At 69.6% G+C, this 24,831-nt stretch carries 25 protein-coding genes and 1 pseudogene; 22 read left to right on the top strand and 4 right to left on the bottom strand.

The features are described 5' to 3' along the window. Positions 1-98 precede the first annotated feature (98 nt). Together AB0J16_RS51905 and AB0J16_RS51900 are read left to right on the top strand one after the other, a co-directional pair. Positions 99-410 (top strand): hypothetical protein, encoded by a 312-nt coding sequence (locus AB0J16_RS51905; protein WP_358554266.1) that lies wholly within the window; start codon positions 99-101, stop codon positions 408-410. A gap of 748 nt (positions 411-1,158) precedes the next feature. Then, positions 1,159-1,374: a helix-turn-helix domain-containing protein gene (locus AB0J16_RS51900; protein WP_358554263.1), complete on the top strand. Its 216-nt coding sequence runs from the start codon at positions 1,159-1,161 to the stop codon at positions 1,372-1,374. 417 nt (positions 1,375-1,791) lie between these two features. Here AB0J16_RS51900 and AB0J16_RS51895 read toward each other — a convergent pair whose 3' ends face one another. After that, positions 1,792-2,334 (bottom strand): dihydrofolate reductase family protein, encoded by a 543-nt coding sequence (locus tag AB0J16_RS51895; RefSeq protein WP_358554537.1) that lies wholly within the window; start codon positions 2,332-2,334, stop codon positions 1,792-1,794. Positions 2,335-2,488: 154 nt separating this feature from the next. On the opposite strand from AB0J16_RS51895, the gene AB0J16_RS51890 reads away from it, so the two are divergent. Together AB0J16_RS51890 and AB0J16_RS51885 are read left to right on the top strand one after the other, a co-directional pair. Then, positions 2,489-3,235, top strand: coding sequence for a TetR/AcrR family transcriptional regulator (locus AB0J16_RS51890; protein WP_358554260.1), 747 nt, complete (start codon positions 2,489-2,491; stop codon positions 3,233-3,235). Positions 3,236-3,645: 410 nt separating this feature from the next. Beyond that, a complete protein-coding gene (locus AB0J16_RS51885) occupies positions 3,646-3,864 on the top strand; it encodes a hypothetical protein (RefSeq protein WP_358554257.1) in 219 nt (72 codons plus the stop codon). Between the two features lies 1 nt (position 3,865). On the opposite strand, the gene AB0J16_RS51880 is transcribed toward AB0J16_RS51885, so the two are convergent. The 3 genes from AB0J16_RS51880 to AB0J16_RS51870 form a co-directional block, all read right to left on the bottom strand. Then, positions 3,866-5,122 carry an FAD-binding oxidoreductase gene (locus AB0J16_RS51880; RefSeq protein WP_358554254.1) on the bottom strand — a complete coding sequence of 419 codons (1,257 nt, stop codon included), beginning with the start codon at positions 5,120-5,122 and terminating at the stop codon, positions 3,866-3,868. A gap of 64 nt (positions 5,123-5,186) precedes the next feature. Further along, a complete protein-coding gene (locus AB0J16_RS51875; RefSeq protein ID WP_358554251.1) occupies positions 5,187-5,615 on the bottom strand; it encodes a DUF4267 domain-containing protein in 429 nt (142 codons plus the stop codon). A gap of 65 nt (positions 5,616-5,680) precedes the next feature. Further along, a complete protein-coding gene (locus AB0J16_RS51870; protein ID WP_358554248.1) occupies positions 5,681-6,319 on the bottom strand; it encodes a hemerythrin domain-containing protein in 639 nt (212 codons plus the stop codon). A gap of 101 nt (positions 6,320-6,420) precedes the next feature. Between AB0J16_RS51870 and AB0J16_RS51865 the strand changes: the two genes are divergently transcribed. The 18 genes and pseudogenes from AB0J16_RS51865 to AB0J16_RS51780 all read left to right on the top strand — a co-directional run bounded on the left by AB0J16_RS51865 (position 6,421) and on the right by AB0J16_RS51780 (position 24,811). Beyond that, positions 6,421-9,657 (top strand): BTAD domain-containing putative transcriptional regulator, encoded by a 3,237-nt coding sequence (locus AB0J16_RS51865; protein WP_358554245.1) that lies wholly within the window; start codon positions 6,421-6,423, stop codon positions 9,655-9,657. A gap of 150 nt (positions 9,658-9,807) precedes the next feature. Beyond that, entirely contained in the window at positions 9,808-10,002 is a 195-nt protein-coding gene (locus AB0J16_RS51860; RefSeq protein ID WP_358554243.1) for a hypothetical protein, read from the top strand. Between the two features lie 655 nt (positions 10,003-10,657). After that, the gene (locus tag AB0J16_RS51855; RefSeq protein ID WP_358554240.1) at positions 10,658-11,560 is read left to right on the top strand and encodes a glycoside hydrolase family 3 C-terminal domain-containing protein; all 903 of its coding nucleotides are present in this window, start codon (positions 10,658-10,660) and stop codon (positions 11,558-11,560) included. A 45-nt stretch (positions 11,561-11,605) separates the two neighbouring features. Next, positions 11,606-11,974, top strand: a pseudogene (locus AB0J16_RS51850) (fibronectin type III-like domain-contianing protein); the annotation flags it as partial. 221 nt (positions 11,975-12,195) lie between these two features. Beyond that, positions 12,196-12,582, top strand: a complete 387-nt coding sequence (locus tag AB0J16_RS51845) for a VOC family protein (RefSeq protein WP_358554237.1) — start codon at positions 12,196-12,198, stop codon at positions 12,580-12,582. A 47-nt stretch (positions 12,583-12,629) separates the two neighbouring features. After that, a complete protein-coding gene (locus tag AB0J16_RS51840) occupies positions 12,630-13,376 on the top strand; it encodes an SDR family NAD(P)-dependent oxidoreductase (RefSeq protein ID WP_358554234.1) in 747 nt (248 codons plus the stop codon). Positions 13,377-13,453: 77 nt separating this feature from the next. Further along, the gene (locus tag AB0J16_RS51835; RefSeq protein WP_358554231.1) at positions 13,454-14,155 is read left to right on the top strand and encodes a GntR family transcriptional regulator; all 702 of its coding nucleotides are present in this window, start codon (positions 13,454-13,456) and stop codon (positions 14,153-14,155) included. A gap of 91 nt (positions 14,156-14,246) precedes the next feature. Next, positions 14,247-15,401 carry an acyl-CoA dehydrogenase family protein gene (locus AB0J16_RS51830; RefSeq protein WP_358554228.1) on the top strand — a complete coding sequence of 385 codons (1,155 nt, stop codon included), beginning with the start codon at positions 14,247-14,249 and terminating at the stop codon, positions 15,399-15,401. After that, positions 15,398-16,456 carry an acyl-CoA dehydrogenase family protein gene (locus AB0J16_RS51825; protein WP_358554225.1) on the top strand — a complete coding sequence of 353 codons (1,059 nt, stop codon included), beginning with the start codon at positions 15,398-15,400 and terminating at the stop codon, positions 16,454-16,456. The genes AB0J16_RS51830 and AB0J16_RS51825 overlap by 4 nt, the downstream gene beginning before the upstream one ends. Further along, the gene (locus AB0J16_RS51820; protein WP_358554222.1) at positions 16,453-16,827 is read left to right on the top strand and encodes a CoA transferase; all 375 of its coding nucleotides are present in this window, start codon (positions 16,453-16,455) and stop codon (positions 16,825-16,827) included. Before AB0J16_RS51825 ends, AB0J16_RS51820 begins: the two co-directional genes overlap by 4 nt. Positions 16,828-16,982: 155 nt before the next feature. Then, a complete protein-coding gene (locus AB0J16_RS51815; RefSeq protein WP_358554219.1) occupies positions 16,983-18,614 on the top strand; it encodes a DUF4158 domain-containing protein in 1,632 nt (543 codons plus the stop codon). 8 nt (positions 18,615-18,622) lie between these two features. Then, entirely contained in the window at positions 18,623-19,759 is a 1,137-nt protein-coding gene (locus AB0J16_RS51810) for a transposase (RefSeq protein WP_358554534.1), read from the top strand. A 166-nt stretch (positions 19,760-19,925) separates the two neighbouring features. Further along, positions 19,926-20,354, top strand: coding sequence for a MarR family winged helix-turn-helix transcriptional regulator (locus AB0J16_RS51805; protein ID WP_358554216.1), 429 nt, complete (start codon positions 19,926-19,928; stop codon positions 20,352-20,354). Then, the gene (locus AB0J16_RS51800; RefSeq protein ID WP_358554214.1) at positions 20,344-20,859 is read left to right on the top strand and encodes a hypothetical protein; all 516 of its coding nucleotides are present in this window, start codon (positions 20,344-20,346) and stop codon (positions 20,857-20,859) included. Before AB0J16_RS51805 ends, AB0J16_RS51800 begins: the two co-directional genes overlap by 11 nt. Positions 20,860-21,026: 167 nt before the next feature. After that, positions 21,027-22,136 carry a beta-eliminating lyase-related protein gene (locus AB0J16_RS51795; RefSeq protein ID WP_358554211.1) on the top strand — a complete coding sequence of 370 codons (1,110 nt, stop codon included), beginning with the start codon at positions 21,027-21,029 and terminating at the stop codon, positions 22,134-22,136. Between the two features lie 139 nt (positions 22,137-22,275). Further along, positions 22,276-23,817, top strand: a complete 1,542-nt coding sequence (locus tag AB0J16_RS51790; RefSeq protein ID WP_358554208.1) for an MFS transporter — start codon at positions 22,276-22,278, stop codon at positions 23,815-23,817. Positions 23,818-23,883: 66 nt separating this feature from the next. Then, on the top strand, positions 23,884-24,318 hold the full coding sequence (locus AB0J16_RS51785) for a GNAT family N-acetyltransferase (protein ID WP_358554205.1): 435 nt from the start codon (positions 23,884-23,886) through the stop codon (positions 24,316-24,318). 109 nt (positions 24,319-24,427) lie between these two features. Next, positions 24,428-24,811, top strand: a complete 384-nt coding sequence (locus tag AB0J16_RS51780; RefSeq protein WP_358554202.1) for a transposase — start codon at positions 24,428-24,430, stop codon at positions 24,809-24,811. Positions 24,812-24,831 lie beyond the last annotated feature (20 nt).

Below are 24,831 nucleotides of genomic sequence, written 5' to 3'. Positions count from 1 at the left end.
GGCTTCACCCCCGGGATGGGTGCCACCGGCATACGGCGAGGGCGGCAGCTACTCTCCAACGTCTGGCACGTCTGTCGATCAATGCGCATATTGGGCGCATGGAGCTGAACGATCTGTATGACCTGGTCGTCAAGAAGAACGTCCCCCTGTGGACCCAGCTACTGGCCATGAGGCCGAGGGACCAACTCGATGGTGTGCTGTATTTCTCGTTTGACTGGCACGACATGCTGACCCAGCCAGACGGCACGCTGTCCCCCCAGGCGATCACGGCAGCCGCCGACGTTGCCGGTCCGGTCGCCGTTGCCGACTACCTGAATGAGGTGGGTAAGGCATCGGAGTCGATGCGGCTTACGAAGTGCGTAATGGAGCCACCGGCATCCTCGCCCCGCCGAAACGAACGCACTCACTAGAAGTAACACGGTTAAAGATCATCCCAATGTGGGTTTGAGCTTATGTGGGCCGACCCCAGAAAGACCCCATGACCGAAAGGCCCCGCCAACTTCGGCATCCTCGTCTTCGCCATCCCTCCAAGACGAACGACAAGGACGATCGTGGCCAGGCCGGGGCGGAGAAGTCGTTCAGATTGTCGTCGAGCTGCTGATCGTTGATCTGCACGGGGCTCCGTCCGTCAAGGGGTAACGGGAATACGGGCTATCGACCCACCGGATTATCGCCGAACTCGGACGGACCTCACGGCGCGACCTCATCCCTACCCTGCCATGCGCCTGACCTGGCCTTCTTTAGGGCCGCGGTCCCCTTCTGGCGTATTCCGGCTGGCCCCCTGGCAGACCTCCAGGAAACGGCTGTGCCGCCGCGGATGCCTGGCAGCAGGGCGGCGAGCATCGTCAGCAGCAGGGCACGAACAGTGGGGCGATCAGCTCGCCGGGTTGCGACAATCGGTGGTGTGGGCCAGCGCCCGGCGGTTCGAACGTGCGCGAACTGCGGCCTCTCGTTGCCCGAGGAGTCGCGGTCGTCGCGGCGGTATTGCTGGCCCGCGTGCCGGACGCAGCAATGGCGCGAGCTGCGGCGATCGAGCGCCGAATACGCCGCGGCGGTGGAGGAACTGGTGGCCCAGGGCGTTGGCGGGGGCCGACAACCAGAGAGGTTCAGCAGCAGCGGCCGCGATCTTCCTCCGCGAGCTCATCGTGGAGGGCCCCCTTGAAGGGCTGGCCTCGGCCCGGGCACGCGGCCGCGTCGGCGGACGTCCCCCCGCCCTGGATGAGCACGGCGTGGAGATGGCCCCGCGCGCTGTTGGAGGTGAAAGGCGAGGACGGTAAGCGGCGCCACACCGTCCAGCAGATCGCCGACCGGCTCGGCGTCAGTCGTGCCACGATCTACCGCCACCTTGACCCCGACAAGCCGGTCTCGGCGTAGGAGGAGCACGGTGCTGCCCCCCATTACCTACTACGGCGGCAAGGCCAAGCTCGCCGAGCAAATCGCCGTCATGCTGCGCGAGCACACCCACTACGTCGCATCACGCTCCGGCCCAACCCACGTCACCCGTCCCCCGAAAACAAGACGAACCAGAACCGCGCCGCGAGAAGAGTCTAATCTTGAGTTGAGGGGCTGTTGAGGCTTGGCTGCAAGGGAGCCGCTATGTCGCCCGGGCCGCCTACAGATCAACACGCCCGTCGGCCGAGAAGAGCCACCGAACACCACACAGGATTAGCCGAAGTCACCTCAAAGAGATTGACAGCTAACCGCACCAGTTCGTACTCGGTGCCCATCTCCGGGAAGGAGAGGCGGAGCGCCGCTGGCCTCAGCGCTGGCCTGGGTCGGTGACCGATCGGCTCAGCGGCGGATGCGGTAGCGGATGTGGGTGGCCTCCGGTGTGTCGATCACCTGAACGATCTCCAGTTCGATCTCCGACGGCAAGACGTCGAACAGCCGGCGGCCGGCGCCCAGCAGCACCGGGATGTGATGGATCTGCACCTCATCCAGTACCCCGGCCTCGAGTGCCTGTTGCACCGTGTAGGCGCCGCCACGCACCTGGACGTCCCGGCCCCCGGCGGCGGCCTTCGCCTGCGCCATCGCGCTTTCGATCCCGTCGTTCACATATGTCACCAGCGGATGACCCCAACGGGCGGCCGGGCTGGGCGGCCGGTGGCTGGGGATGAAGATCGGGAGACCGTCGTGATCGCCTCCCCAGTGATCCATGAGTTCGGCGGTTCGCCGCCCTGCGAGGACCGCACCGGCCGCCTTCCATTCGGCTTGGAACTGCTGGATCGGACCGGTCTGCGGGCCCGCGTCAGCCCACTTGTGCAGCCGCTCGCCATCGTCGCCACCGAGATAGTCGTTGGGATCGGCGACGTACCCGTCGAGCGACATTGACATGTCGAGCACTGATTTGGACATAGTCCGCTCCTTGTCCGCGACGGTGCAACTCCTCAGCCACGCCGCCTGCTCCCGAGTTCGACGACTAACTGTGTCTCTATAACACTGTGTATCATAGATACAGTTTTTTGGAGTGGGCAAGTGGGAGGCTGCGATGTCGGTTAACGAGGATCCGATGGCACTGGCCGAACTGTTGTGGGGCCTGCGGAAGCCGCGCACGAGGGGCCCCAGGCCCGCCTTCGACCTCGCCCAGGTGGCCGACGCCGCTGTCAAGGTCGCCGATACCGAGGGACTGGAGGCGGTCTCGATGCATCGGGTAGCCGCCGAGCTCGGCCTCACCAAAATGGCCCTGTACCGCTATGTCAACGGCAAATCTGAGCTGAGTGCAATCATGATCGAGGCGGCGGTCGGCACACCCCCCGACTTGAGCGGCGTGACCAGCTGGCGGGCCAAGCTGGAAGAGTACGCCCGCCAACTGTCCGCCGCCTGGCGACGCCACCCCTGGCTGCCGTCGATCACCGTGGGCGACCGCGTCATGGGTCCATGCGAAACTGGATGGCCCGAAAGAGCCCTCAGTGCTCTGGCCGACACGCCCCTGACCGAACGCGAACGGCTGGACGCGGTCATGCTGGTCTCCCACCACATCCGCGCCACCCACCCAGCCGCCACCCAAGGCACTCAGACCTGGACGGACGGCAGCGCCGCCCCCATTATGCGCGACCTGCTACTCCGCAACGCCGACCGTTTCCCGCTGCTGGCCACCACGATGGCCATCCCCTCGGCCACCACGACCCAGGAGTTCGGCCTGCACGCCCTCCTCGACGGCCTCGAACACACCATCACCCAACGCACTCGAAACGGCGGCGACGAATCAGCGGCTTCGAGTCCAGCTCCTCCGTAAGGAGCGGCGGCGCCCGGCCGGGACGGATGGAGTGGTGCGGTCGCTAAGCTTGTTGTCGGACAACGAGGGGGGCCTGAACTACTGCGTTCCGCTCAGGGACGCGCGGGAACCGATGATGATCGCTATCAGAACTCCTCATTTCCGAGAACACGAAGAGTAGCGATGATTGCACAGAGCTACTTTGGGGCTGGTCGCGCCGCCGAGTGGTGGGCCCAGTAGCTGCCGGTGGAACGACGGGGGATGGACTCGAAGCCACGTCATGGGCCTGCTGGGCGTCCGGCTCGGGGCCCTGGGGGTCTTATTGGTCGGTGTCTGGTAGCGGGTGTTTTACGGGGCTATGGCGTTCAAGACAAGCCCGAGTGAGCCGAGTTGGTCTTCTTGACCGTCGCGATAGGCCTGGTGGATGCGCCGTGGCGGCCGTGGCAGATCTCGCGGGTCTGAACACGATCTTGATCCAGACCGTGGTGCGCGATGCGAAGTGGCGCAAGAAGCTGACCCCGGTCGATCTGCGCGGCTTGTCGGCGCTGTTTTGGACGCATCTGAATCTGTACGGCAGGCTGGAAGCTGGACATGAGCCGGCACCTGGAGCTGGATGGCCGGGCGCAGCCGCAGGATCGCCGTGGCGCTGAGCTACGGCAGGGCGACGGCGATGCCGCGGCCGCCGAAGAAGGACTTGGCCGCCGTGTCGCCGGGGGACAGCACGGTGTACGGCTTGCGGCCGCTGATGTAGGCCGCCAGGTCGGCCACGACTTCGGCCTGCTTGGCGCGCGTCGCGTCGGCCGCGTGCGGCAGGCCGAGACCCAGCAGGCCGAGCAGGTACGGCTCGGCCACCGTGCCGCTCGCACCGGCCCCGCCGCCCGGCTCGGCGAGTGCCCCGCTCAGGTGCCTGATCTGCACGTTGATGAGCGGCTGGACCGGCTTGGCGAGCAGGAGCTCCACCGCGTCCGCGTCCAGGCCGGTGAGCAGCTCCGCGCGAGCGATGGATGGGGCCGGGTCGGTGGGCTCGGCGGTGATGTCACCCAGGTCGGCAACCGGGATGACGCCCCGGCTGTCGGAGATCGCGCCCTCGATCTTGTCGATGCGCGCCAGCAGGTCCTGCCCCTGAGCGGCCTCACCCAGGTAGGCCAGATCCAGCGTCACCATCGGCGGCGCGCCGGGTGGCTGGAGCCGGTTGATCCAGACGCTGAGTTCACGCGGTGCCTCGGCGGTGATCTCCAGGAACGCCTCGTACACCTCCCTGGTCCGGTGCTCCGGCCAGATCACGCGCCCGCCGTACAGGACTGGCACGGGATACAGCTCGAGTTCGAGGGCGGTCACCACCGCGAAGTCCCCGCCACCGCCGCGCAGCGCCCAGAACAGCTCGGGATCGGACTCGGCGCTCACCCGGCCCGGCCGGCCATCGGCGTCCACGATGTCGATAGCCCGCACGCTGTCGGAGGCGAAGCCGTACCTGCGGCTGAACCAGCCGACGCCGCCGCCCAGGGTGTAGCCGGTCACGCTGACCCCCGGCGCGCTGCCGGCCAGGCCGGTCAGGCCCAGCGGACCGGCCGCCGCCAGCACCTGCCCCCACTTCGCGCCCGCGCCCACCCGGACCAGCCGCTCCTGCGCGCGTACCTCCACCTCGTTCAGCAGACCGGTACGCAAAAGGATCAGGCCTTCCACATCACCGGAGGCGCCATGGCCGCTCGGCTGCGCGGTCACCGTCATACCCGCCTGCCGCGCGTAGCGCACGAGTGCCGCCACGTCATCGGCATCCGCGGCCTCCACCACGGCCGCCACCGGCTGCCTGACGGTCAGATTCCACGCGGTGGCCGCCTGTTCAAAGCCGTCGTCATCGGGCAGGAGCACGCGCCCCTTGAGGACACCGCGCAGATTGTTGATCGCCATTGTCGTCTCCCTTTTTCGAGTTGTCAGAAAATGCGAAGGAATACCGTGCTGCACTACGGGCAGGTCAGGCGGGCTGCGCGGCGGGCGCTGCGGTGGCGGTCTCCTGGGCCTTGCGCGCCTTGCTGGTCTCGCGGAGGATCAGCAGTCCCGTGACCGCGATCAGCGCCGAGGTCAGGCCGTGGATGCCGAACGCGGCGGCCATGGGGCCGTGGTGGGCCAAGACGTTGACCATGTCGCCGAACGGGGCGACGGCCACCATCAGCAGGACCCAGCCCAATGCGCGGCGGTGGCCCGTCACCAGCAGGATGCCCATGGCCAGGCCCATCGCGATTTCGCGGCTGCCTTTCACGACAGGAAAGCCGCTGTCGCCAGAGGGCCAGTGCGGCAAGCCCGGGAAGGACGTCTCGAGGGGCAGGACGAAGGACAACCCGAGGTAGAGGGTGAACAGGACGACGGCGGTGGCCAGGACAGTGTTGAGCTTCTTCAGCGACATGGTCGTTCTCCTTTGATGTTCAGACGGGTGATGTTCAGACGGGTGATGTTCAGAGGGGGCGGGGTTCAGCCGCGGACACGACGGATGTGGCGGGCGTAGCGGGGGCGGCCGATGACGTGCCAGATGACGCGGACCGGAGCGGGCAGGCCGCCGAGGACGATGGCACGCTCGGCCGGGTTCGCCTCTTCCAGGACGGCGCCGAAGAGCGTGAGCAGGGTGAGCTTGGGAGTGTTGTTCACCAGGTGGTCGCCCAGGGAGGCCCACTCCTGCTCGGTGATGTGCTTGGCCGCGAGCGGGAGGAGGGTGGCCTCCTCGTCGTCGAGGTGTTCCAGCAGGACCGCGCGGTGCTCGGAGAGGGCGGCCACGAGGGTGTCGCGTTCGTCGGCGCCCGCGGTGGCCTCCCAGGCGGGGACCGTGGCGTCCAGCCTGGCCAGGGTGTCGGCGACGCGTTCGTGCTGGGCCTGCATGCGCAGGACGATGTCGGCCTCCAGGTCCACCCGGGAAAGCAGCGGCGGCCACAGCAGCTCGTCCTCGCCCTCGTGATGGTGGTGCAGGCCCAGCCGGTAGAGGCGGAAGTGGTCGGCGATCACCTTGGCGCGAGCGGTGTCACCCGGGGTGACGGCCGCGACGAGCTCCATCAGCAGCCGTGACTCACGCCGGAGCACGCGGTGGACGATCTCCATGTCCTGGGTGTCGACGCTCATCTGTTCCTGCCCTTCATCGGTGGCGACGTGTTCAGGCTGCTCCCGGGTGTTTGGAGGGGATTTGGAAGCGGTTTGGAACGTCCACGTAAAATGTGCGGATCATGGTCTTCATCCGGGTGCTGGGCTCTTTCGGGGCCGAGGTCGGCGGCGAGCCCGTTCCCCTGGGCGGGCCGCGGCAGCGGGGTGTGCTGGCGTTGCTGGTGGCGGCGCGTGGGCAGGTCGTGCCGGTCGACCGGATGATCGAGGATCTGTGGCGCGGGGAGCCGCCCGCGCGGGCGCTGATGTCCTTGCAGGCGTACGTGTCCAACCTGCGTCGGCTGCTGGAGCCCGGACGTCCGCCACGCACGCCGGCCCGGCTGCTGGTGAGCGCCTCGCCCGGTTATGCGCTGCGCATGCCGCCGGAGTCGGTGGACGCGTGGCGGTTCGAGGACCTGCTCGACCAGGCCCGTACGGTCACCGACCCGCGCGTCGCCCGGGCTCGGCTCACCGAGGCGCTGGGGCTGTGGCAGGGACCGGCGTTCGCCGAGGTCGCCGACGAGCCGTGGGCCGCCGCCGAGACGGCCCGGCTGAACGAGCTGCGCCTGGTCGCCACCGAGTTGCACGTCGCGGCGGGTCTGCGCATCGGCGACGCCGCCGCGGTGGTTCCCGAGGCCGAGCGGCTCACCCGCGACGAGCCGCTGCGAGAGGAGGGCTGGCGGCTGCACGCCCTGGCCCTGTGGAGCAGCGGCCGCCAAGCCGACGCGCTGGCGACGCTCCGCCGCGCCCGCGGCATCCTCGCCGAGGAGCTCGGGCTCGACCCCGGCCCGGACCTGGCCGGGTTGGAGGAGGCGATCCTCACCCAGCGCTTGGACGTCCTACGTGCGACCGTGCCGCCGCCCCCGCCACAGCCGACCGCGGCCCCTCGCCCGGGAACGGCCACGATCGTCGAGGCGCCGTTCGTCGGACGCGAGGCGGAGCTGTCGGCACTGGTCACGGCCGCCGCCGAAGCCGCTGCCGATGGAGCCCGTATCGCCCTGGTCACCGGCGAGGCCGGGCTCGGCAAGTCGACGCTCCTGGAACACCTCGGTAGGCGGCTCGAACGTGACGGATGGCTGGTCGCCGTCGGCCGCTGCCCCGAGATCGACAGCGCGCCGCCCGCGTGGGCGTGGACCGAGGTGCTGAGGAGCATCGCCGCGACCACATCCCCGGGCGGGTTCGCGGACGACCTCGCGCCGCTGCTCGCCGACGCCGGGCCGGTGAACGGTGACGCGACCGCGGGACGGTTCCGCCTGCGCCAAGCCGTGTGGACATGGCTTGCGGCGGTCGCCGCGCAACGCCCGGTCGCCATCGTCCTGGACGACCTGCACTGGGCGGACACCGCCACGCTGGAGCTGCTCGGCGGCGGCCTGGGCATCAGGGCTCCCCTGCTGGTCGTCGCGGCGTACCGGGCGGATGAGAGTGAACACCTCACCGAAACGCTGGCCTCCCTCGCGCGCGCCACACCGCTGCGGCTCCCCCTGCCCGGCCTGGACGAGGAGGCCGTCGCACAGCTCGTACGGACCGAGTGCAAGGCCGACGACGAGACCGCCGCCGCCATCGCCGAGCGCACCGGCGGCAACCCGTTCTATGTACGCGAAAGCGCCCGGCTGATGAACGGGGAGGGCGCGCTGGTCGCCCTTTCCGAGGTCCCCGAGGGCGTACGGGACGTGCTGCGGCGGCGCCTCGCACGGCTGCCCGAGGCAGGTGTGGCCGTGTTGCGCCTGGCCGCGGTCGCGGGCCGGGAGAGCTCGGTGAACGTCCTGGTGGAGGCCGCCTACACCGACGAGGACGGCGTGCTCGACGCGCTGGACACGGGCGTGATCGCCGGATTGCTGAGCGAGCCGGGCCCCGGGCGGGTGCGGTTCGTGCACGCCCTCGTCCGCGACACCCTCGTCGCCGACGTCAGCCGCCTGCGGGCCACCCGCATGCACGCCCGCCTCGCCGCCGCGCTGGAGACCACCGGTGACATCACGGCGCTCGCGTACCACTACACGCGAGCCGGATCCCCCCAGGCCGTCGGCTACTGCCTCCGGGCCGCCGAGCTGGCCGAGGCACGCTACGCACACGACGTCGCGGCCGATCTCCTCACCGACGCGGTCGCGAACTCGACCGACCCGGAGGAACGCATAGACCTGCATGGCAGGCTGCTGCGGGCGCAGATCCGGGCCGGCGCCTTGCTTGCCGCGCGCCAGACCCGCCTGCAGGCTGTCGAGTACGCCGAGTCCCTGGGACGCGACGACTTGATGATCGCCGCGTTCACGGCCTGGACCGAGCCGACACCATGGCAGTCCCGCGAGTACGGCACGGTGGACCGGCCCATCGTCGACAGGCTGAGCCGCCTGCTCAAGCGCACCGACCTGGCCCCGGAAGTACGCAGCCACCTCCTCGCCGCCTACGCCGAAGAACTGGTCGGCGAGGACGACCCCACCGCCCTGGCGGCGGCCCGCGAGGCGCTCGACCTCGCCACCTCACCCCGCCTGCGGGCGGCGGCCCTCCAGGTCCTGACCCGCGGCCACGGCAGCTTGCCCGAACGCGACGACCTCTGCCGCGAGCTGGTGGCGATCGGCACCGAGCACGACCTGCCCGTCTACCGCGTCACCGGGTTGCTCAACCAGGCCGCCTGCGCCGCCGCGGCCAACGACCCGGCCACCATGCGCCGCGCGGCCGGCGAGGCCCTCGACCTCGCGCGCGCCTACCGACTGCCCGAAGCGATCGGCGTCGCCAAGGTGGTGCTGGCGACCTTGGCCCTCATCGAGGGCCGGTTCGCCGACGCCGAAGGGCTCTACACCGAGGCCGCCGACGGCATGCGGCGTGCCGGATCCCTGCACGCCGTCGGCTTCCTCGGCCTCGCGCTGGCCGCGATCTGGGTGAACAACGGCACGCTCGGCGAGCACCTGGAGGAGGTGCGCGCCTTCCACGAGGCGTTCGGCCCGATCGCCTCCGACCTGCTGGTCCTCGCCCTGCACGCCAACGGCCTGATTGACGAAGCCCGCCGGATACGCACCTCGGACCCGATCCGCCCCGACTACTTCTTCACCTTCCTCACGACCGTCCGCGCGATGGCCGCCATCGCCCTGGACGATCGCGCCGTGGCCGAGGAGATCTACGCGACGCTGCTTGCGCGCCGCGACGGCCCCCCGCCGGACGCCACGAGCCTGTCGGTGGAGCTGCGCCCGGTCGCCCACACCCTCGGCGAGCTGGCCGTCTTCCTCGGTCACGACGACGAGGCCGCCGCCCACTTCGCTCAGGCCGCCACCATCGCCGACCGGTGGAACGCACCTCATTGGGCCGCCGAGACCCGGTCGCGAACGACCACCTAGCCGCTGCCCATGGCGCCGCACATCCGTGACACAGAATCTGCATTATCTGCCACACTGACCTCCGCGGCCGGGACCGAGCCCAGCTCGCGGCGAGCCGGGCGAGACACGACTCGGCCACATTATGTGTCACATCGACGTGAAAAAGCTGCTGTGGCGGTCGTCTCCTTACCCGCGCCGAGCGCCGACGCCCCGGCAGGCGGGCAGAGCGTCGCGGCCGCGGTCGGCCGCTTCCTCGACCAGGTGCGGGCCGCCACCACCCGCGCCGGCTACGCCGTCAACCTCACCCGTCTTACCGCGCTGGCCGGCCCCCAACCACGCTCGACATGCCGGGGTCTACTTGCCTGACGGCCCGGCGCTCGGGTCGCTGTCACCAGGGGCAAAGTAGGGCGTTGCCGCAGGCCACAGCGGGTGACGGCTGCGGCGCCCGACTCCGAGTTTCGGCCCGGGCGTTCCGGGGATGAGTCCGGCGCTCGCCACCCCGATAACGGCGGCGGGCGCGTTTCGGCAGGTCGCGGTGCTTGCTAACGGCGCTTATGTCAACCCGTTCAGGAGCTCCCGATCACTCACAGCTACTTTGCGTCTGGTGACAGCGACCCGAGCGCCGGGCCGACCAGCCCATATCCACCGAGTTGGAGCTGGCAAGAATTCAAGAGGCGGTAAGACACCGGTTCCTCGCGTATACCTTCCCGTCTCGCTCACCGGGCCCGACCCATCCGGTAGCTGGGCCCACCCGACTTTGTCGAGGCCGCTCCCACCCTCCCCGGCGATCCCCGGATCAGGCTGCCTCCTGCTTCACCCCACCGCTACGACGGCAGAGCGACGGTGGTCTTTCACCTCCGTTCGGACAAACAGTGCTTTTCATGGCGCACTGACACGATTCTTACCGGCACCCCGACAAATATCGATCCAGAATCACGACATCGAACGAGGCGCGTCACTCATGGCGCTCACCGCAGTACCCCCAGCGAGCCGGCAGGGACATTTCCGCGCAACTTCACAGGTGAACTCAGCAGCGGAAGCCAGGCCCGCGACGGTCATGGCCGCCTACAACAAGGTCAACGGCGTCTACGCCAGCCAGCATCCCTGGCTGCTCACCCAGGTGCTGCGCGAGGAGTGGGGGTTCGAGGGTGTCGTGGTCTCCGACTGGGGCGCCGTCAACGACCGGGTCCAGGCGCTGAAGGCCGGGCTGGATCTGGAGATGCCGGGCAACCCCGCCAACGACGCCAAGATCGTACGAGCCGTACGGGAGGGTGAACTCGACGAGGCGGTCGTCGACCGCTCCCTCACGCGGGTGCGCGCCATGGTGGACGTCTGGCGGCCGGAGCCCGCCGCGTTCGACGTCGATGCCCACCACACCCTGGCCCGCGAGCTGGCCGCCGAATGCGCCGTGCTGCTGCAGAACGACGGTGACACACTGCCCGTCGGGGCCGACGTGCGCACGATCGCGGTCCTCGGATTCTTCGCCACCGAGCCGCGCCTCCAGGGCGGTGGCAGCTCCCACATCAATCCCACCCGCGTCGACATACCGCTGGAGGAGATCAGGAAGCTCGCCGGAGACCGCACCGTCATCACCAGCCCGCAGGGCGCCGACCTGGCGATCGTCTTCGCCGGGCTGGCCGACGTCAACGAGTCCGAAGGCTACGATCGGGCGTCCATTGATCTCCCCGCCGAGCAGGTGGACCTCATCCGCGCCACCGCTGCGGCGGCCCGCCGTACCGTCGTGGTCCTGTCCAACGGCGGGTTGGTGTCGCTGGAGGGCTGGCGCGACGAGGTCGACGCCGTCCTGGAGTGTTGGCTGCTCGGCCAGGCGGGTGGGGGCGCGATCGCCGATCTGCTGTTCGGCATCACCGCGCCCTCCGGGCGGTTATCCCGCAACGGCTGCAGGACACCGCCAGCTACCTGAATTCCCTGGGGAGCAGGAGACGTGGTCCGCTACGGCGAGGGTGTCATGGTCGGCTACCGCTACCACGAAACGGTCGAACTGCCGGTACGCTACCCCTTCGGCCACGGGCTCACCTACACGACTTTCGCTGTCAGCGACCTCACGGTGACGGCTACCGGGGACGACAGCGCGCGCGTTTGCGTCACCGTCGCCAACACCGGCAAGCGATACGGCAAGCACGTCGTCCAGCTCTACGTCGCCACGCAGGCCGGACCGGTCCGGCGCCCGGCTCGAGAATTGCGCGCCTTCACCAAGGTCGGCCTCGAACCCGGCCGGTCCACGACCGTGACCTTCGACCTGGACGCTCGCGCCTTCGCCTACTGGGACATCAAGGAAGACCGCTGGCTGGTCACGCCAGGTGACTACACCGTCCAGATCGGCGAGAACACACGGAGATCCGCGTCGACGGCGGCGCCCACCAATCAGGGCACGCGGCCGCTCCAGGGCGGATCGGTCGCGCGGCGGCTCGCGATGGGAGCCGATGGTCACAACGAAGCTTCCCATCCAGTGGAACACTCGCCTCCGATGCGCGCCGCCGATCGGTGTACTGGCTGGGAAAAGTCGCCGTCGCAATCAATCGTTCCCCAGGAGGCACCATGGCCGATGGTCCGCGCTTCTCTTTCACCAAGCTCCTCGTCGGCGATCTTGAGGCCGAGGCCGCGTTCTACTCCACGGTCCTGGGCCTGGCGGTCAGACACCGCGTCGCCGGCGGGGAGGGGCAAAGGCCGTACGAGGAGATCATCTTGGGTTCGGCGGGAGGCGAGGAGCCTTCCCTTGTCCTGCTCCGGCGTGAGGTGGCCCCGCAGCCAGGCGAGGCGGTGCTCGGCTTCACCGTCGGCGACGTGGACCAGGTGGTGCGGGCGGCGGAGGCCGCGGGCGGGGTCGTGCGCTCCGGCCCCAGGGACATGCCCCAGGCCGGCTTGCGTGTCGCCCAGGTTGAGGACCCCGAAGGTCACCTGGTGGAGCTCGTCCAGTATGGGTGAGCGGGCGGAACGGCACGGCTGTCGGTGCGGGGAGAAAAGAGGAGACGATGTTTGATCTGTCGGGTCGTACCGCGTTGGTGACCGGGGCCGGTCAGAACGCGGGCGCGGGGATCGCCCGGGCGCTGGCCGCGCAGGGGGCCGCAGTGGCGGTCAACGATCTGGTGCCGGATCGTGCCGAGGCGGTGAGCCAGGAAATCATCTCCGCCGGTGGGGCAGCCGTCCCGGTCGTCTTCGACGTCACCGACCTGGAAGCGGTGCGAGAGGGGGCCGCCCGGGCCCGTACGGAGTTCGGGCGGCATCTCGACATCCTGGTCCACAACGCGGGCATCCCCGCAGACTTCGGGCAGGGGCCGTTTCGCACCCTCGCGCCGAGCCGGTGGCGGGCGCCGGTGGAGGTCAATCTGTTCGGCGCCATGAACTGCGTGTCGGCCGTGGCCGATGACATGTGTGAGGCGGGCTGGGGACGGATCGTCCAGATCTCCTCCGGCGCCGCGCGCACCGGTTCGGCGGCGGGCATCTCGTTGTACGGGGCGGCCAAAAGCGGGGTGGAGGGCTTCATCCGGCATCTGTCGCAGGAACTCGCCCCGTTCGGCGTGACCGCCAACTCTCTCGCGCTCGGTCTGCAGAGCAACGCCGCCGGAGACAGCACGCAGGAGTTCGCGCAGAAGATCCCGACCCGCAGGCTGGGTACGCCGGAGGATGTCGGGGCGGCCGTCGTCTATCTCGCCTCGCCGGAGGCATCCTGGATGACGGGCCAGACCCTCAACCTCAACGGCGGCAGCGTCACCGGCTGAGCACCTGAGGCTGCGGGTCACGGGGGTGCGTGCGTGGTGGGCGAGCCCCTACGGTGGAGGGGATCGTGAGGAGCGCCATGCCGTCCAGGAAGACTCCGGCCACCGCTGTCGCGCCTGCCGCCAGCCAGGCGGTGTCGCGGGTGGTCGATGAGATCAAGCAGATGATCGTGTCGGGGGATCTGCTGCCCGGCCAGCAGATCCGGCAGGAGCACATGGCGGCCGCCCTGGGGGTGAGCCGGCTGCCGGTGCGTGAGGCGCTGCGCCAGCTCGTCGCGGACGGTCTGGTGGTCCATGAGCAACATGTCGGCTTCGCTGTGGCCCGGTTGAGCCGGTCGGAGTTCGACCAGGTGTACCTCATGCGCCGGCTCTTGGAAACGGAGGTGATCCGCAGCCTCTCTCAGCCCGCCGCCGACGAGCTCGCCCAGATCGCGGCCTTGGCCGCGGAGGTCGAACAGGCCGCTGCCGAGGTGGACCTGCCGCGCATGCGTACCCTCAACAGCCGGTTCCACTTCGCGATCTTCGGTTTGAGCGAGCTGGGCCTGGTCGTGGGCGAGATCAGGCGCATCTGGACGTGGGCGCTGCCTTACCACGCGGTCTACCTCTATGACGAGGCGGGACGGGCACGGATCCTGGCCGAGCATCGCGAGATGGTCGCCGCGCTCGGCGCCGGTGACGTGGAGCGGCTGGTGGAGCTTATGAACGCCCATCGCGCGGGATCGGAGACCCAGTTGAGCTTGATGTTGGCCGCAGGTGTGATCACGCACCCTCCAGTGCGCTGACAAGACATCCCTGGCCGTCCGCTGAACGGAACATCGTCCCCCTGGTGGACTCTGGTCTCATAGCGTGAACCGGACCGAAGGAGGAGTCCGGTTGACATCGACCATCCATCTTCCCCCACACCGCCTCAGCGCGGCCGCACAACGGCTTCGCGACGAGGTCCGGGGCTTTCTTGACGACGAGCTGCAGGCAGGTACCTTCGTTCCGCGCTGCGATGCGTGGATGTCGGTGGCCGATCCAGCCTTCAGCCGGCGCTTGGGCTCGCGCGGCTGGATCGGCATGACGCTGCCGAGCGTCTACGGCGGCCATGATCGATCACCGCTGGAGCGGTTCGTCGTCACCGAGGAACTGCTGGCCGCGGGCGCGCCCGTCGCCGCGCACTGGATCGCCGACCGCCAGATGGGGCCGTCGATCCTGCGCCACGGCAGCCATGCGCAGCGAGAGCGTTATCTGCCGGTGATCGCGCGTGGCGACTGCTACTTCGCCATCGGGATGAGCGAGCCCGACGCGGGCTCCGACCTGGCCTCCGTACGTACCCGCGCCCGGCAGGTCGAAGGGGGATGGGAGATCACCGGGACGAAGGTGTGGACGACCGGGGCGCACTTTGCTCATGCGATCGTCGTCCTGGCCCGTACGGACGGTTCGCCGGCGGACCGGCACACGGGGCTGTCGCAGTTCATCGTGGACCTGCCGGCACCAGGTGTGGAGATTTGCCCCATCCTCGCCGTTGACGGGGAGCACCACTTCAACGAGGTGATCTTCGACGCGGCCGTCGTCGGGAAGGACAGTCTGCTGGGCGAGCGCGGCGCGGGCTGGCGGCAGGTTACCGCCGAACCGGCGCACGAGCGGTCCGGGCCAGAGCGGTACATGAGCACGGTGCCGCTCCTGCGCGCGTGGGCGGAGCAGCTGGGCGGGCAGAGCGGTGACACGGTCGCCGATCGGGAGCTGGGCAGGCTCACGGCACGCGCCTGGACGCTGCGCCAGATGTCGTTGTCCGTGGCGGCGGCGCTGGCCGAGGGGCGGCCGCCCGAGATCGCCGCCGCGCTGGTGAAGGATCTCGGATCCCGCTTCGAAGGAGACGTGGTGGAGACCGTACGGCGGCTGGCGGGTATCGAGCCCCGAAAGAACGGGCCGGGGCTGGAAGGATTGCTCGCCGAGGCGGTCCTGCACTCCCCGGTGTTCACGCTGCGCGGCGGAAGCAACGAGATCCTCCGTTCGGTCGTGGCGCGAGGACTGGGGGTCCGATGAACGACGATCTGCGTGCGGAGATCCGCGCGGCGGTGAGCGCCATCCTCAAACGACCGGGCGAGGGCCGTACCCACGCCGACGGCTTCGACCGGGCGGTGTGGAAGGACCTGAGCGAGGGCGGCTTCCATCTCGTCGGCGTCCCGGAGGAGGCCGGCGGCAGCGGGGGAACCCTGGGCGATCTGGCGGTGGTGGCTGATCTGGCGGCCTTTCACGCCGCCCGGGTGCCTGTGGTGGAGACCGCCTTCCTCGCCGGTTGGCTGCTGGCCGGCGCCAGGCTGTCCATGCCCGAGGGCCTGGTCGTCGCCTCCCTCGACGCGGCTCGCGGGCGTCGGCGGGACGGTGCGCTGCGGCTGTCGGGGCGCCTTCGCGTGCCGTGGGCCCGGCACGCCGATCACGTCGTCACGACGGTCCGGTGCGGGCATGAGAGCACGGTCGCCGTCATCCCCGGCGGCGCCCGCCAGATGGCCGGCCAGGACCTCGTGACGGCGGACAACCTCGCCGGCGAGCCACGGGACGTGCTGGTCCTGGAAGGGGTGACGGCAGTGCACGTGTCCGCGGTCGCGCCGCCCGGCCTGGACCCCACCGCGCTGCTGACGCGGGGCGCGCTGGCCAGGTCCGTCCAGCTCGCGGCGGCGGCACGCGCGGTGCTGGTCTCCGCCCGCCACTACGTCACCGAACGCGAGCAGTTCGGCCGCCCGCTCGCCCGCTTCCAGGCGGTGCAGCAGCACCTGGCGGCTCTGGCCGCAGAGGTCACCGCCATGCAGGTGAGCGCGCAGGCCGCCGTCTCGGCGGCCGAGCACGAGGACGCCGACGCCGAAGTGGCCGTCGCCGCGGCGAAGGCGACCACCTCGGCCGGCGTGCGGCAGGTCGCCGCGATCGGCCATCAACTGCACGGCGCGCTCGGCTACTCCAGCGAACACCACCTTGGGGCGATGACCACGCGGCTGTGGGCCTGGCGCGATGAATTCGGCAACGAGAGCCACTGGCACGACCATCTGGCCGCCGCCGTCAACAGCCAGGCGTGGTGGCCGCTGCTGACCGGAGGAGTCAGATGAGCGGCGCCATCCGCGGCGTGCGCGTTCTCGACCTGAGCCGGGTTCTCGCCGGGCCGTTGTGCGCGCAGATGCTCGCCGACCACGGCGCAGAAGTGATCAAGGTCGAGGCGCCCGCGGGTGATGAGACCCGCCGGTGGGGGCCGCCGTTCGTCGATGAGGCCGAGACGACGAGCGCCTACTACCAGGGCCTCAACCGCAACAAGTCCAACGTCGTCCTTGATCTGCGCACGCCACCGGCCCGCGAGGTGCTGTACGACCTCATCGCCCAGGCGGACGTGGTCGTGGAGAACTTCAAGGCGGGAACGATGCAGAACTGGGGACTGGGATATGAGTCCGGGGCTGAGCAGCATACGAACGAAAAGTCGCATTAGGCGGCCCTCAAGGCTCGACTAACCGTGGATGGTCGTTCCGACGTGTTTGACCTGCGGAACCATGCAGTTCACGGGGGTCGCCTCAACCGTTCGGGGATCACAATTTGATCTTGCGTCTGGTCCGCTGTGGTGGATGAGTCCTACTTTCGGGGCCCATGCCAGTTGAGTTCTTAAGCGATGATGAGGCGGCCGCCTACGGCCGTAACGCAGGGGTGCCGACGCGGGCCGAGCTGGAGAAGATGTTCTTCCTCGACGACGCGGACCGGAAGCTGATCGGGCGCCGCCGTGGCGATCAGCACCGGCTAGGGTTCGCCCTGCAGCTGACCACGGCCCGGTTCGTGGGCCGGTTCCTGCCGGACCCGCTGGAGGTCCCGGCCGAGGTGATCGACTACCTGGCCGATCAGCTCGGCGTGACGGACGTCTCGCAGATCAAGCAGTACACCGAGCGGCGTCAGACGCAGTTCGACCACCAGGACGAGATCAAGAAGGCGTACGGGCTGCGGGAGTTCTCCGCGGTTGAGGCGGAGTTCACCGCGTGGGTGGATGCGCGGGCGTGGAACACCGGGGATGGTAAGAAAAGCATCTCCGTCGACGGGGTGAGCTGGCTGCGCACCAACAAGGTGCTGCTGCCAGGGGTGCCGCACCGGCGGATGGTGGATCTGGCCCGGTACGGGATGACCGCCACGGCGACCACGCTGCGCCGGCACGGCCCCTCCCGGCAGCTGGCCACGTTGCTGGCCACCGTCATCTATCTGGAGGGCAAGTCGGTCGACGACTGCCTGGATCTGCTCGACCTGCTGATGACGACCGAGCTGATCGGCAAGGCCGAGACCGCCACTGACAAGGAGCGCGCCCGCCAGCACCCGAAGCTGGCCCGGCATTCGGCCACGCTGGCGGTCGCGGTGGAGACGCTGCTGGAGGTCACCGAGTACGGCGAGGAGTTGCGGCTGGAGCAGGTGTGGGAGGCGATCGATGCGATGGTGCCGCGCCGGGAGCTGAAGGAGGCGGTGGCCGCGGTGACCGGCATGGTGCCGCCGCCGGACGCCGACGCTGATGGGCAGATGCGGGCGCTGCTGGCCGAGCGGATCGCCACCGTGTCGGGGTTCCTCAAGACGCTGACCGCGGTGATCGAGTTCGGGGCGAACGCCGAAGCGCAGCGGGTCCTGGCGGCGATGAAGACGCTGCCACGGCTGCTGGACGGCCGCAAGAAGAAGGTGACCGAGGACGACATCGACGTCGCGCTGGTGACCGGTTCGTGGAGGCGCCTGGTGTTCCGAGCCGGATCGCACGGCAGCACGGTGGACAAGAACGCTTACACCATGTGCGTGCTGACCCAGTTCCACCGACACCTCAAGCGACGCGACGTCTACGCCGAGGCCTCGGCCCGCTGGCGGGACCCGCGCGGCCAGCTGCTGGACGGCGCCGACTGGGCGGCGGCCAAGGGGCCGGCGCTGACGGACCTGCAGCTGCCGGAGCATCCGGAGACGCTGCTGGCCGAGCACGCGCTGGTGCTGCATCTGGCGTTGCGGGACGTGGCGGCCCGGCTCGGCACCGAAGGGGTGGACGTCACCGTCGATCAGGAGGGACGGCTGCACGTGGCCAGGCTGCAGGCCATGCCCGAGCCGCCGTCGCTGGTGGATCTGCGCAAGCGGGTGGCCGGCATGCTGCCCCGGGTGGACCTGCCCGAGCTGCTGCTGGAGGTGATGGGCCGCGTTCCGGCGTTCGAGGCGGCTTTCACCTCGGTGGCGGGCGGGGTGAGCAAGCTGGCCGACTTCACGTCTCGGTAGCGGCCTGCCTGACCGCGAGTGCCCTGAACATCGGCTACGCGCCGGTCATCAAGGCCGGCACCGCGGCGCTGGAGCGGGACCGGCTCAGCCACGTGGCTCAGAACTACCTGTCGGCCGAGACGTTCTCGCTGGCCAATGCGCCGCTGATCGAAGAGCAGGCGAAAATCGGCTTCGCGCAGCAGCTCGGCGGCGGCCTGGTCGCCGCGATCGACGGCATGCGGTTCGTGGTTCCGGTGCCGTCCATCTACACCCGGCCCAACCGGAAATTCTTCGGCGGCAAGAGGGGGCTGACCTGGCTCAACATGATCAATGACCAGGGCGTGGGGCTGGGCGCGAAGGTGGTCACCGGCACCGTCCGGGACTCGCTGCACATGATCGATGTGCTGTTTCGGCGCGATGGCGGGCAGCGGCCGGACAACATCGTGACCGACACCGGATCCTACAGCGACGTGGTCTTCGGGCTGGTGCATCTGCTGGGCATGCAGTATCGGCCGGCGCTGGTCGACCTGCCTGATCAGAAGGGCTGGCGGATCCAGGACGCCGACCACGGGCCGCTGGCGCGCTTCGCCCGCGGGAAGATCGACCTGGCCAAGGTCAAACGGCACTGGGACGACATCCTGCGGGTGGTGGCGTCGATCTACACCGGCCGGATCCGCGCCTACGACGTGATACGGATGTTGCAGCGCGACGGCAACCCCACCCCGCTGGGGGACGCGATCGCCGTCTACGGCCGGATTTTCAAGACGCTCCATATCCTCACCTACGCCGTGGAGGAGCCGTATCGGCGCGACATTAAGGGCATCCGCAACCTGCAGGAATCCCGCCACGCCCTGGCTGGGAAGATCTTCCACGGCCGCAAGGGCGAGGTCTACCAGCGCTACTACAAGGGCATGGAGGACCAGCTCGGCGCCCTGGGCTTGGTGCTCAATTGCGTCACGATGTGGAACACCTTCTACGTCGACAAGGCCCTGGGCCGTCTGCGGGAGGCGGGCTACCTGCTCGCGGAGGAGGATGTCGCCCGCTTGTCGCCATTCGGCCGCCGGCATATCAACGTGATCGGCACCTACACCTTCACGCTGCCTGATCTCGGCCCTGCCGGCGTGCAGGAGCTGCGAGATCCGGACGAACCGGACTGGGTCGACTGACGCAGACCGGTCCGCCGCCGTGGTCGCCTGCCGTGACCTGGTGCGTTGAGCGTCATATGCCCGGGCGATCAGTGCGGTGTCTTCGCCCCCTATGACACCGAACGGCGATCTTTCCCGCCAACCTATCTGGTTGCCCGACACAACTATGTGGTTGTATGGTCGAACTATGGCGGATGATCGCGAACTCCAGGAGGCCGTGGCCCGGTTCGTGCGGGCCTTCGGCCTGCACCAGCCGGACCAGACCCCTTGCGGCCAGCCCATCCCGGTGTCGGAAGCTCACGCGCTGGGCGAGCTGGCCAGGGACGGCGCGTTGCGGCAGAGCGACCTGGCGCACCGGCTCCGGCTGGAGAAGAGCACCACCAGCCGGCTGGTCACCCAGCTCATCAACCGCGGCTGGGCCGAGCGCACCCCCGCCCCCGACGACGGGCGCGGCGTGCTGGTCCGGCTCACCCCGCACGGAGTGAACGCCGCGGCCCGGCTGGCCGAGGCCAGAGCCGAGCGGTTCTCCGCCGTTTTGGACCGTGTTCCCGAGGGCGAGCGTGCCGATGTGCTGCGCGCCCTGACCACCCTCACGGAGGCCATCGATGAAACTTAAAGATCGACGTGTCCAGGCGCTTCTTGCGGCGCTCGCCCTCGTCGTCGTCGCCGCGACGGCGTACGTGCTCATCAGCCGGAACGAGCAGCAGGCGCTGGCCGCCCGGCAGGCCGAGATCGCGGCCAAGAGCCGGACGGTGATGCCGTTCGACCTGGAGCGGACCACGCACCGCTTCGCTAAGGCCGCCACCGGTGGCGTGCAGACCGTCACCTCCGACGACCCTGCCGACGCCGAGCAGGTCGCTTTGATCCGCGGGCATCTGACCGCCGAGGCGGCGGGTTTCAGCAAGGGCGACTACGGTGACCCCGCCTCCATCCATGGCGGCCAGATGCCCGGCCTGCGCGAGCTCGAGGCGGGCCATGACCGGATCGACATCCGCTACGCGGAGGCTTCCGCCGGGGCCCAGATCACCTACACCACCTCCGACCCGGCCCTCCTCGAGGCGTTGCACGCCTGGTTCGACGCCCAGGTCACCGACCACGGGCAGCACGCCGAACACGGATGACTCCTCCCACCTCATGACCCCGGCCCCCTGAACCTTCGCCCGATCCCCGCTCGCCCCTCTCTTGCTGAAAGTCCGCAGACCGGCCGACTCTCCTAGATACCCAACCCCGGTACAGTTCCCTCTATATTCGCTGCATTCCTTGCTGCGACGAGCACAGGAGACATTTCATGCCCGACCCCAGCCCACCGGTGCGGCGATCCCTGTTCCTACACGCGCCCATCCGCCGCAGGCCGCGCATGATGCTGGAGCAGATGCTGGCCCTGGTGGATGACGAGACCCCGGCTGACGGCCCCGACGGTCCTGTCGCGGTGCTGGAGCGGCGGCTGGCCGGCCTGCTCGGCAAGGAGGCCGCGCTGTTCTTCCCCAGCGGGACGATGGCCCAGCAGGCCGCGTTGCGGTTGCACGCCGACCGGCGCGGCCGCCGGACGTTCGCCGCCCACCCGCAGTCGCATCTGGACGTGTGGGAGGAGCAGGGCTACAACGCCGTGCACGGTCTGCGGTTGCGCCGTACCGGCGACCTGCACGAGCTGATGACGGCCCAGGACCTGGCCGCGGTCGGCGAGCCCCTCGCCGCGGTCGTCTGGGAGCTGCCGCAGCGCGACCTCGGCGGCCTGCTGCCCGAGTGGGACGACCTGGGCGAGCAGGTCGCGCTCGCCCGCGCCACCGGCGCCGCCGCGCACCTGGACGGCGCCCGGCTGTGGGAGGCCCAGAGCTACTACCGGCGGCCCTTCGACGAGATCGCCGCCCTGTTCGACACCGTGTACGTCTCCCTCTACAAGAGCCTGCAGGGCGTGCGCGGCGCGGTGTTCGCCTCGGATGCGGCCACCGTGGAGGTCGCGAGGGTGTGGCGGCAGCGGCTCGGCGGCGGCATCCGCGACGCCTGGCCGCTCGCCCTCGCCGCGCTGGTCCACCTCGACAGCCTGGCCGATCAGATGCCCGCCTACCGCGAGCACGCCATCGCCATCGCGGCCGCGATCAACGCCGACGGCACCGCCCGCGCCCACCCCGACCCACCGCAGACCCCGCTGTTCCACATCCACCTGCCCGCCGACCGGCGCGCCGTCGAACGGGCCGGCCAGGCGATCCTCGCCGAGCACGGCATCCAGCTCTGGGGCCGGGTCCGCTCGGCGTCCGAGCCGGACCGATGCGCCTTCGAGGTCAGCGTCGGCGAGAACGCCATGGAGTTCACCCCCGACGAGGTGGTCGCCCTCCTCCACGACCTGCTGGCCCGCTCCGCTCGCGTGCCGCCGCAAGGGCCGGTCACCCGCTCCGCCTGAGCGCCCGCGACGGGCGCACCAGGCACACCTGTGCTCGCCATATGCCTAACCGGGGTACTGTATCCGCGCCCCAAAGGGGCAGCGCGACAGCACGTCGCCGCTCAGTGCACTGCTCATCACCTATGAAGAGGCCTCATCCATGTCCTTAACCGATAGCAGCCCCACCCAACGTGCCCGCCCCAAAGACTGGCTCGGGCTGGCCGTGCTCGTCCTGCCCGCCCTGCTGCTGTTCATGATGCTGACCATCTTGTTCCTGGCCATCCCCCAGATGGCCGCGGACCTGAGACCGAGCAGCAGCCAAACCTTGTGGATCATCGACATCTACGGCTTCTTGATGGCCGGCCTGCTGGTCACCATGGGCACCCTCGGCGACCGGATCGGCCACCGCCGCCTGCTGATCACGGGCGCGGCCGTTTTCGCCGTCGTCTCGGTGATCGCGGCCACCACCTCCGATCCCGCCATGATGATCGTCTGGCGGGCCGTGCTCGGCATCGCCGCGGCCACCCAGATGCCCGCCACCCTCGGGCTGATCTTCTCCACCTTCACCGACCCGCGCCAGCGGGGCCTCGCGGTCGGCATCTGGTCGGGCGGCATCTCCGTCGGCACCGCCCTCGGCCCGGTGATCGGCGGGGCGCTGCTGGAGGCGTTCTCCTGGCGCGCGGCGTTCCTGGTCGCCGTGCCGGTGATGGTCATCGTGGCCATTGGCGCCCCACTGCTGCCCAACCCGCGCAACCCCGCCGCGGGCCGGCTGGACCTGTTCAGCGTGGCGCTGACGCTGGCCACACTCCTGCCGATCGTCTACGGCGTCAAAGAGCTCGGCAAGGACGGCCGCCTGGCCGTCGCGGTGGCCGCCATCGTGATCGGGCTCGCGTTCGGCGCCTGGTTCGTGGTCCGCCAGCTGCGCCTGCCCGAGCCGCTGCTGGACGTGCGGCTGTTCGCCAACCGCGTGGTCAGCGGCGCCCTGGGCGTGTTCCTACTGGCCGCGACCGCGCTCGGCGGCGTCTACCTGCTCATCACCCAGTACCTGCAACTGGTCCAGGGCCTGTCGCCGCTGCAGGCGGGCCTGTGGGTACTGGCGGTCGCGGCATTGCTCGTGCTCGTCTCGACAGCCTCGCCGATCCTGGCCCGGCGCTTCCGCCCGGGACGGCTCATCGCGACCGGGCTCGCCGTCCAAGTGGCCGGCTACCTGATGCTCACCCAAGTCGGCGCGGTCGGCGGGCTTCCGCTCCTGGTCGCGGGCTTCATCGTCCTGTACCCTGCCGTCGCCCCGTCGATGGCGCTGACCACCAACCTGGTCGTTGGCTCGGCGCCGCCGCAGAAGGCGGGCGCGGCGTCCGGCCTCGCGACCACCTGCAGCGACCTGGGCATCTCGCTCGGCATCGCGATCATCGGCAGCATCGCCGCTGCCGTCTACCGCGGCCAGGTCGCCGCCGGGCTACCGGCCGGTCTGCCGCCCGAGGCCGCCGCGGCCAGCCGCGACAGCCTCGACGGGGCGCTCACCGCAGCGCAGACACTGCCCGGCGAGCTGGGCGCGGCCGTGCTCGCCCCCGCGCGGGAGGCGTTCGCCGCAGGGCTGACCACGGCGGCCGTCATCGCCGCGGTCATCGCCGCCGCCGCGGCGGTGCTGGCGCTGCGGCGACTGGGAGTCATCCCGCCCACCGGCAACACCCCGGGCCACTGACCGCCCGGGCGTGTCCGGCCCGCCTGAGAACACACCACCCCTTGCCCTCTTCCTGGGAGGATCCCTGTGATATCGATCCGTCGCGCCACCCCCGATGACGCCGCCACCGTGCACGAGCTCATCCGTGGCCTGGCCGAACATCAAGACCAGGGCTGGGGCGTCACGGTGAGCGTCGACGACCTGAAGCGGATGCTCGCCCGCCCCGAAGTCGGCTATCTGATCGCCGAACGGGACGGCCACCCCATCGGCTACGTCTCCTGGCTGCAGCGCATCAGCTTCTGGTCCGGCCAGGACTACCTCCACCTGGACGACCTGTACGTGACCGGCACTGAACGCGGCAACGGCGTAGGCGAGCAGCTCATGCGGGCCATCGCCGAAGCCGCCGACGGCAAGGTGATCCGCTGGGAGGTGGCCGAGGCCAACGTAGGCGCGCACCGCTTCTACGAGCGCATCGGCGCCACCCTCATCACCAAGAAGCTCGGCCGCTGGCAGCCGAAGTAGCCCGAACGCCGCCCACCCGAACGCCGCCCAGCGTCATCCTCAGTCTGAGGTCACCACACAACTGAGCTTCCCCTCGTAGCGTGGAGACCGAACCAAGAGAGGTTTGGTCGTGGCAGGAACCACGAGACGTCGTTTTGATCCGGAGTTCCGGGCTGGGGCGGTGCGTATCGTCAAGGAGACGGGCAAGCCCGTCGCGCATATCGCGCGGGATCTGGGTGTCAACGAGTACACGCTGTACAACTGGGTGCAGATGGACCGGCACGCAACGGGGCAGGTCGGGCGGGACGGCAACGGAGGCGGCAAACTGAAGGACTCCGAGCGGGAGGAGCTGGCGCGGCTGCGGCGGGAGAAAGCCGACCTGGTCAAGCAGCACGCCCAGGACAAGGCCGCCTGGGAGAAGGAGCGCGCCGAGCTGGAGGACGAGCGTGATGACGCCCCTATGCTTGTCAAGCTCCAGTGGGCGAGGTTTTCGCAGGTGAGAGTGCATCAGTGATGATGGGGAAGACTTCGCGG

The sequence above is a fragment of the Nonomuraea sp. NPDC049750 genome (assembly GCF_040659625.1).
Taxonomy (GTDB): Bacteria; Actinomycetota; Actinomycetes; order Streptosporangiales; family Streptosporangiaceae; genus Nonomuraea.
Note: the sequence above shows the minus strand (reverse complement) of the source record. Positions and strands in the feature narration are given on the sequence as shown.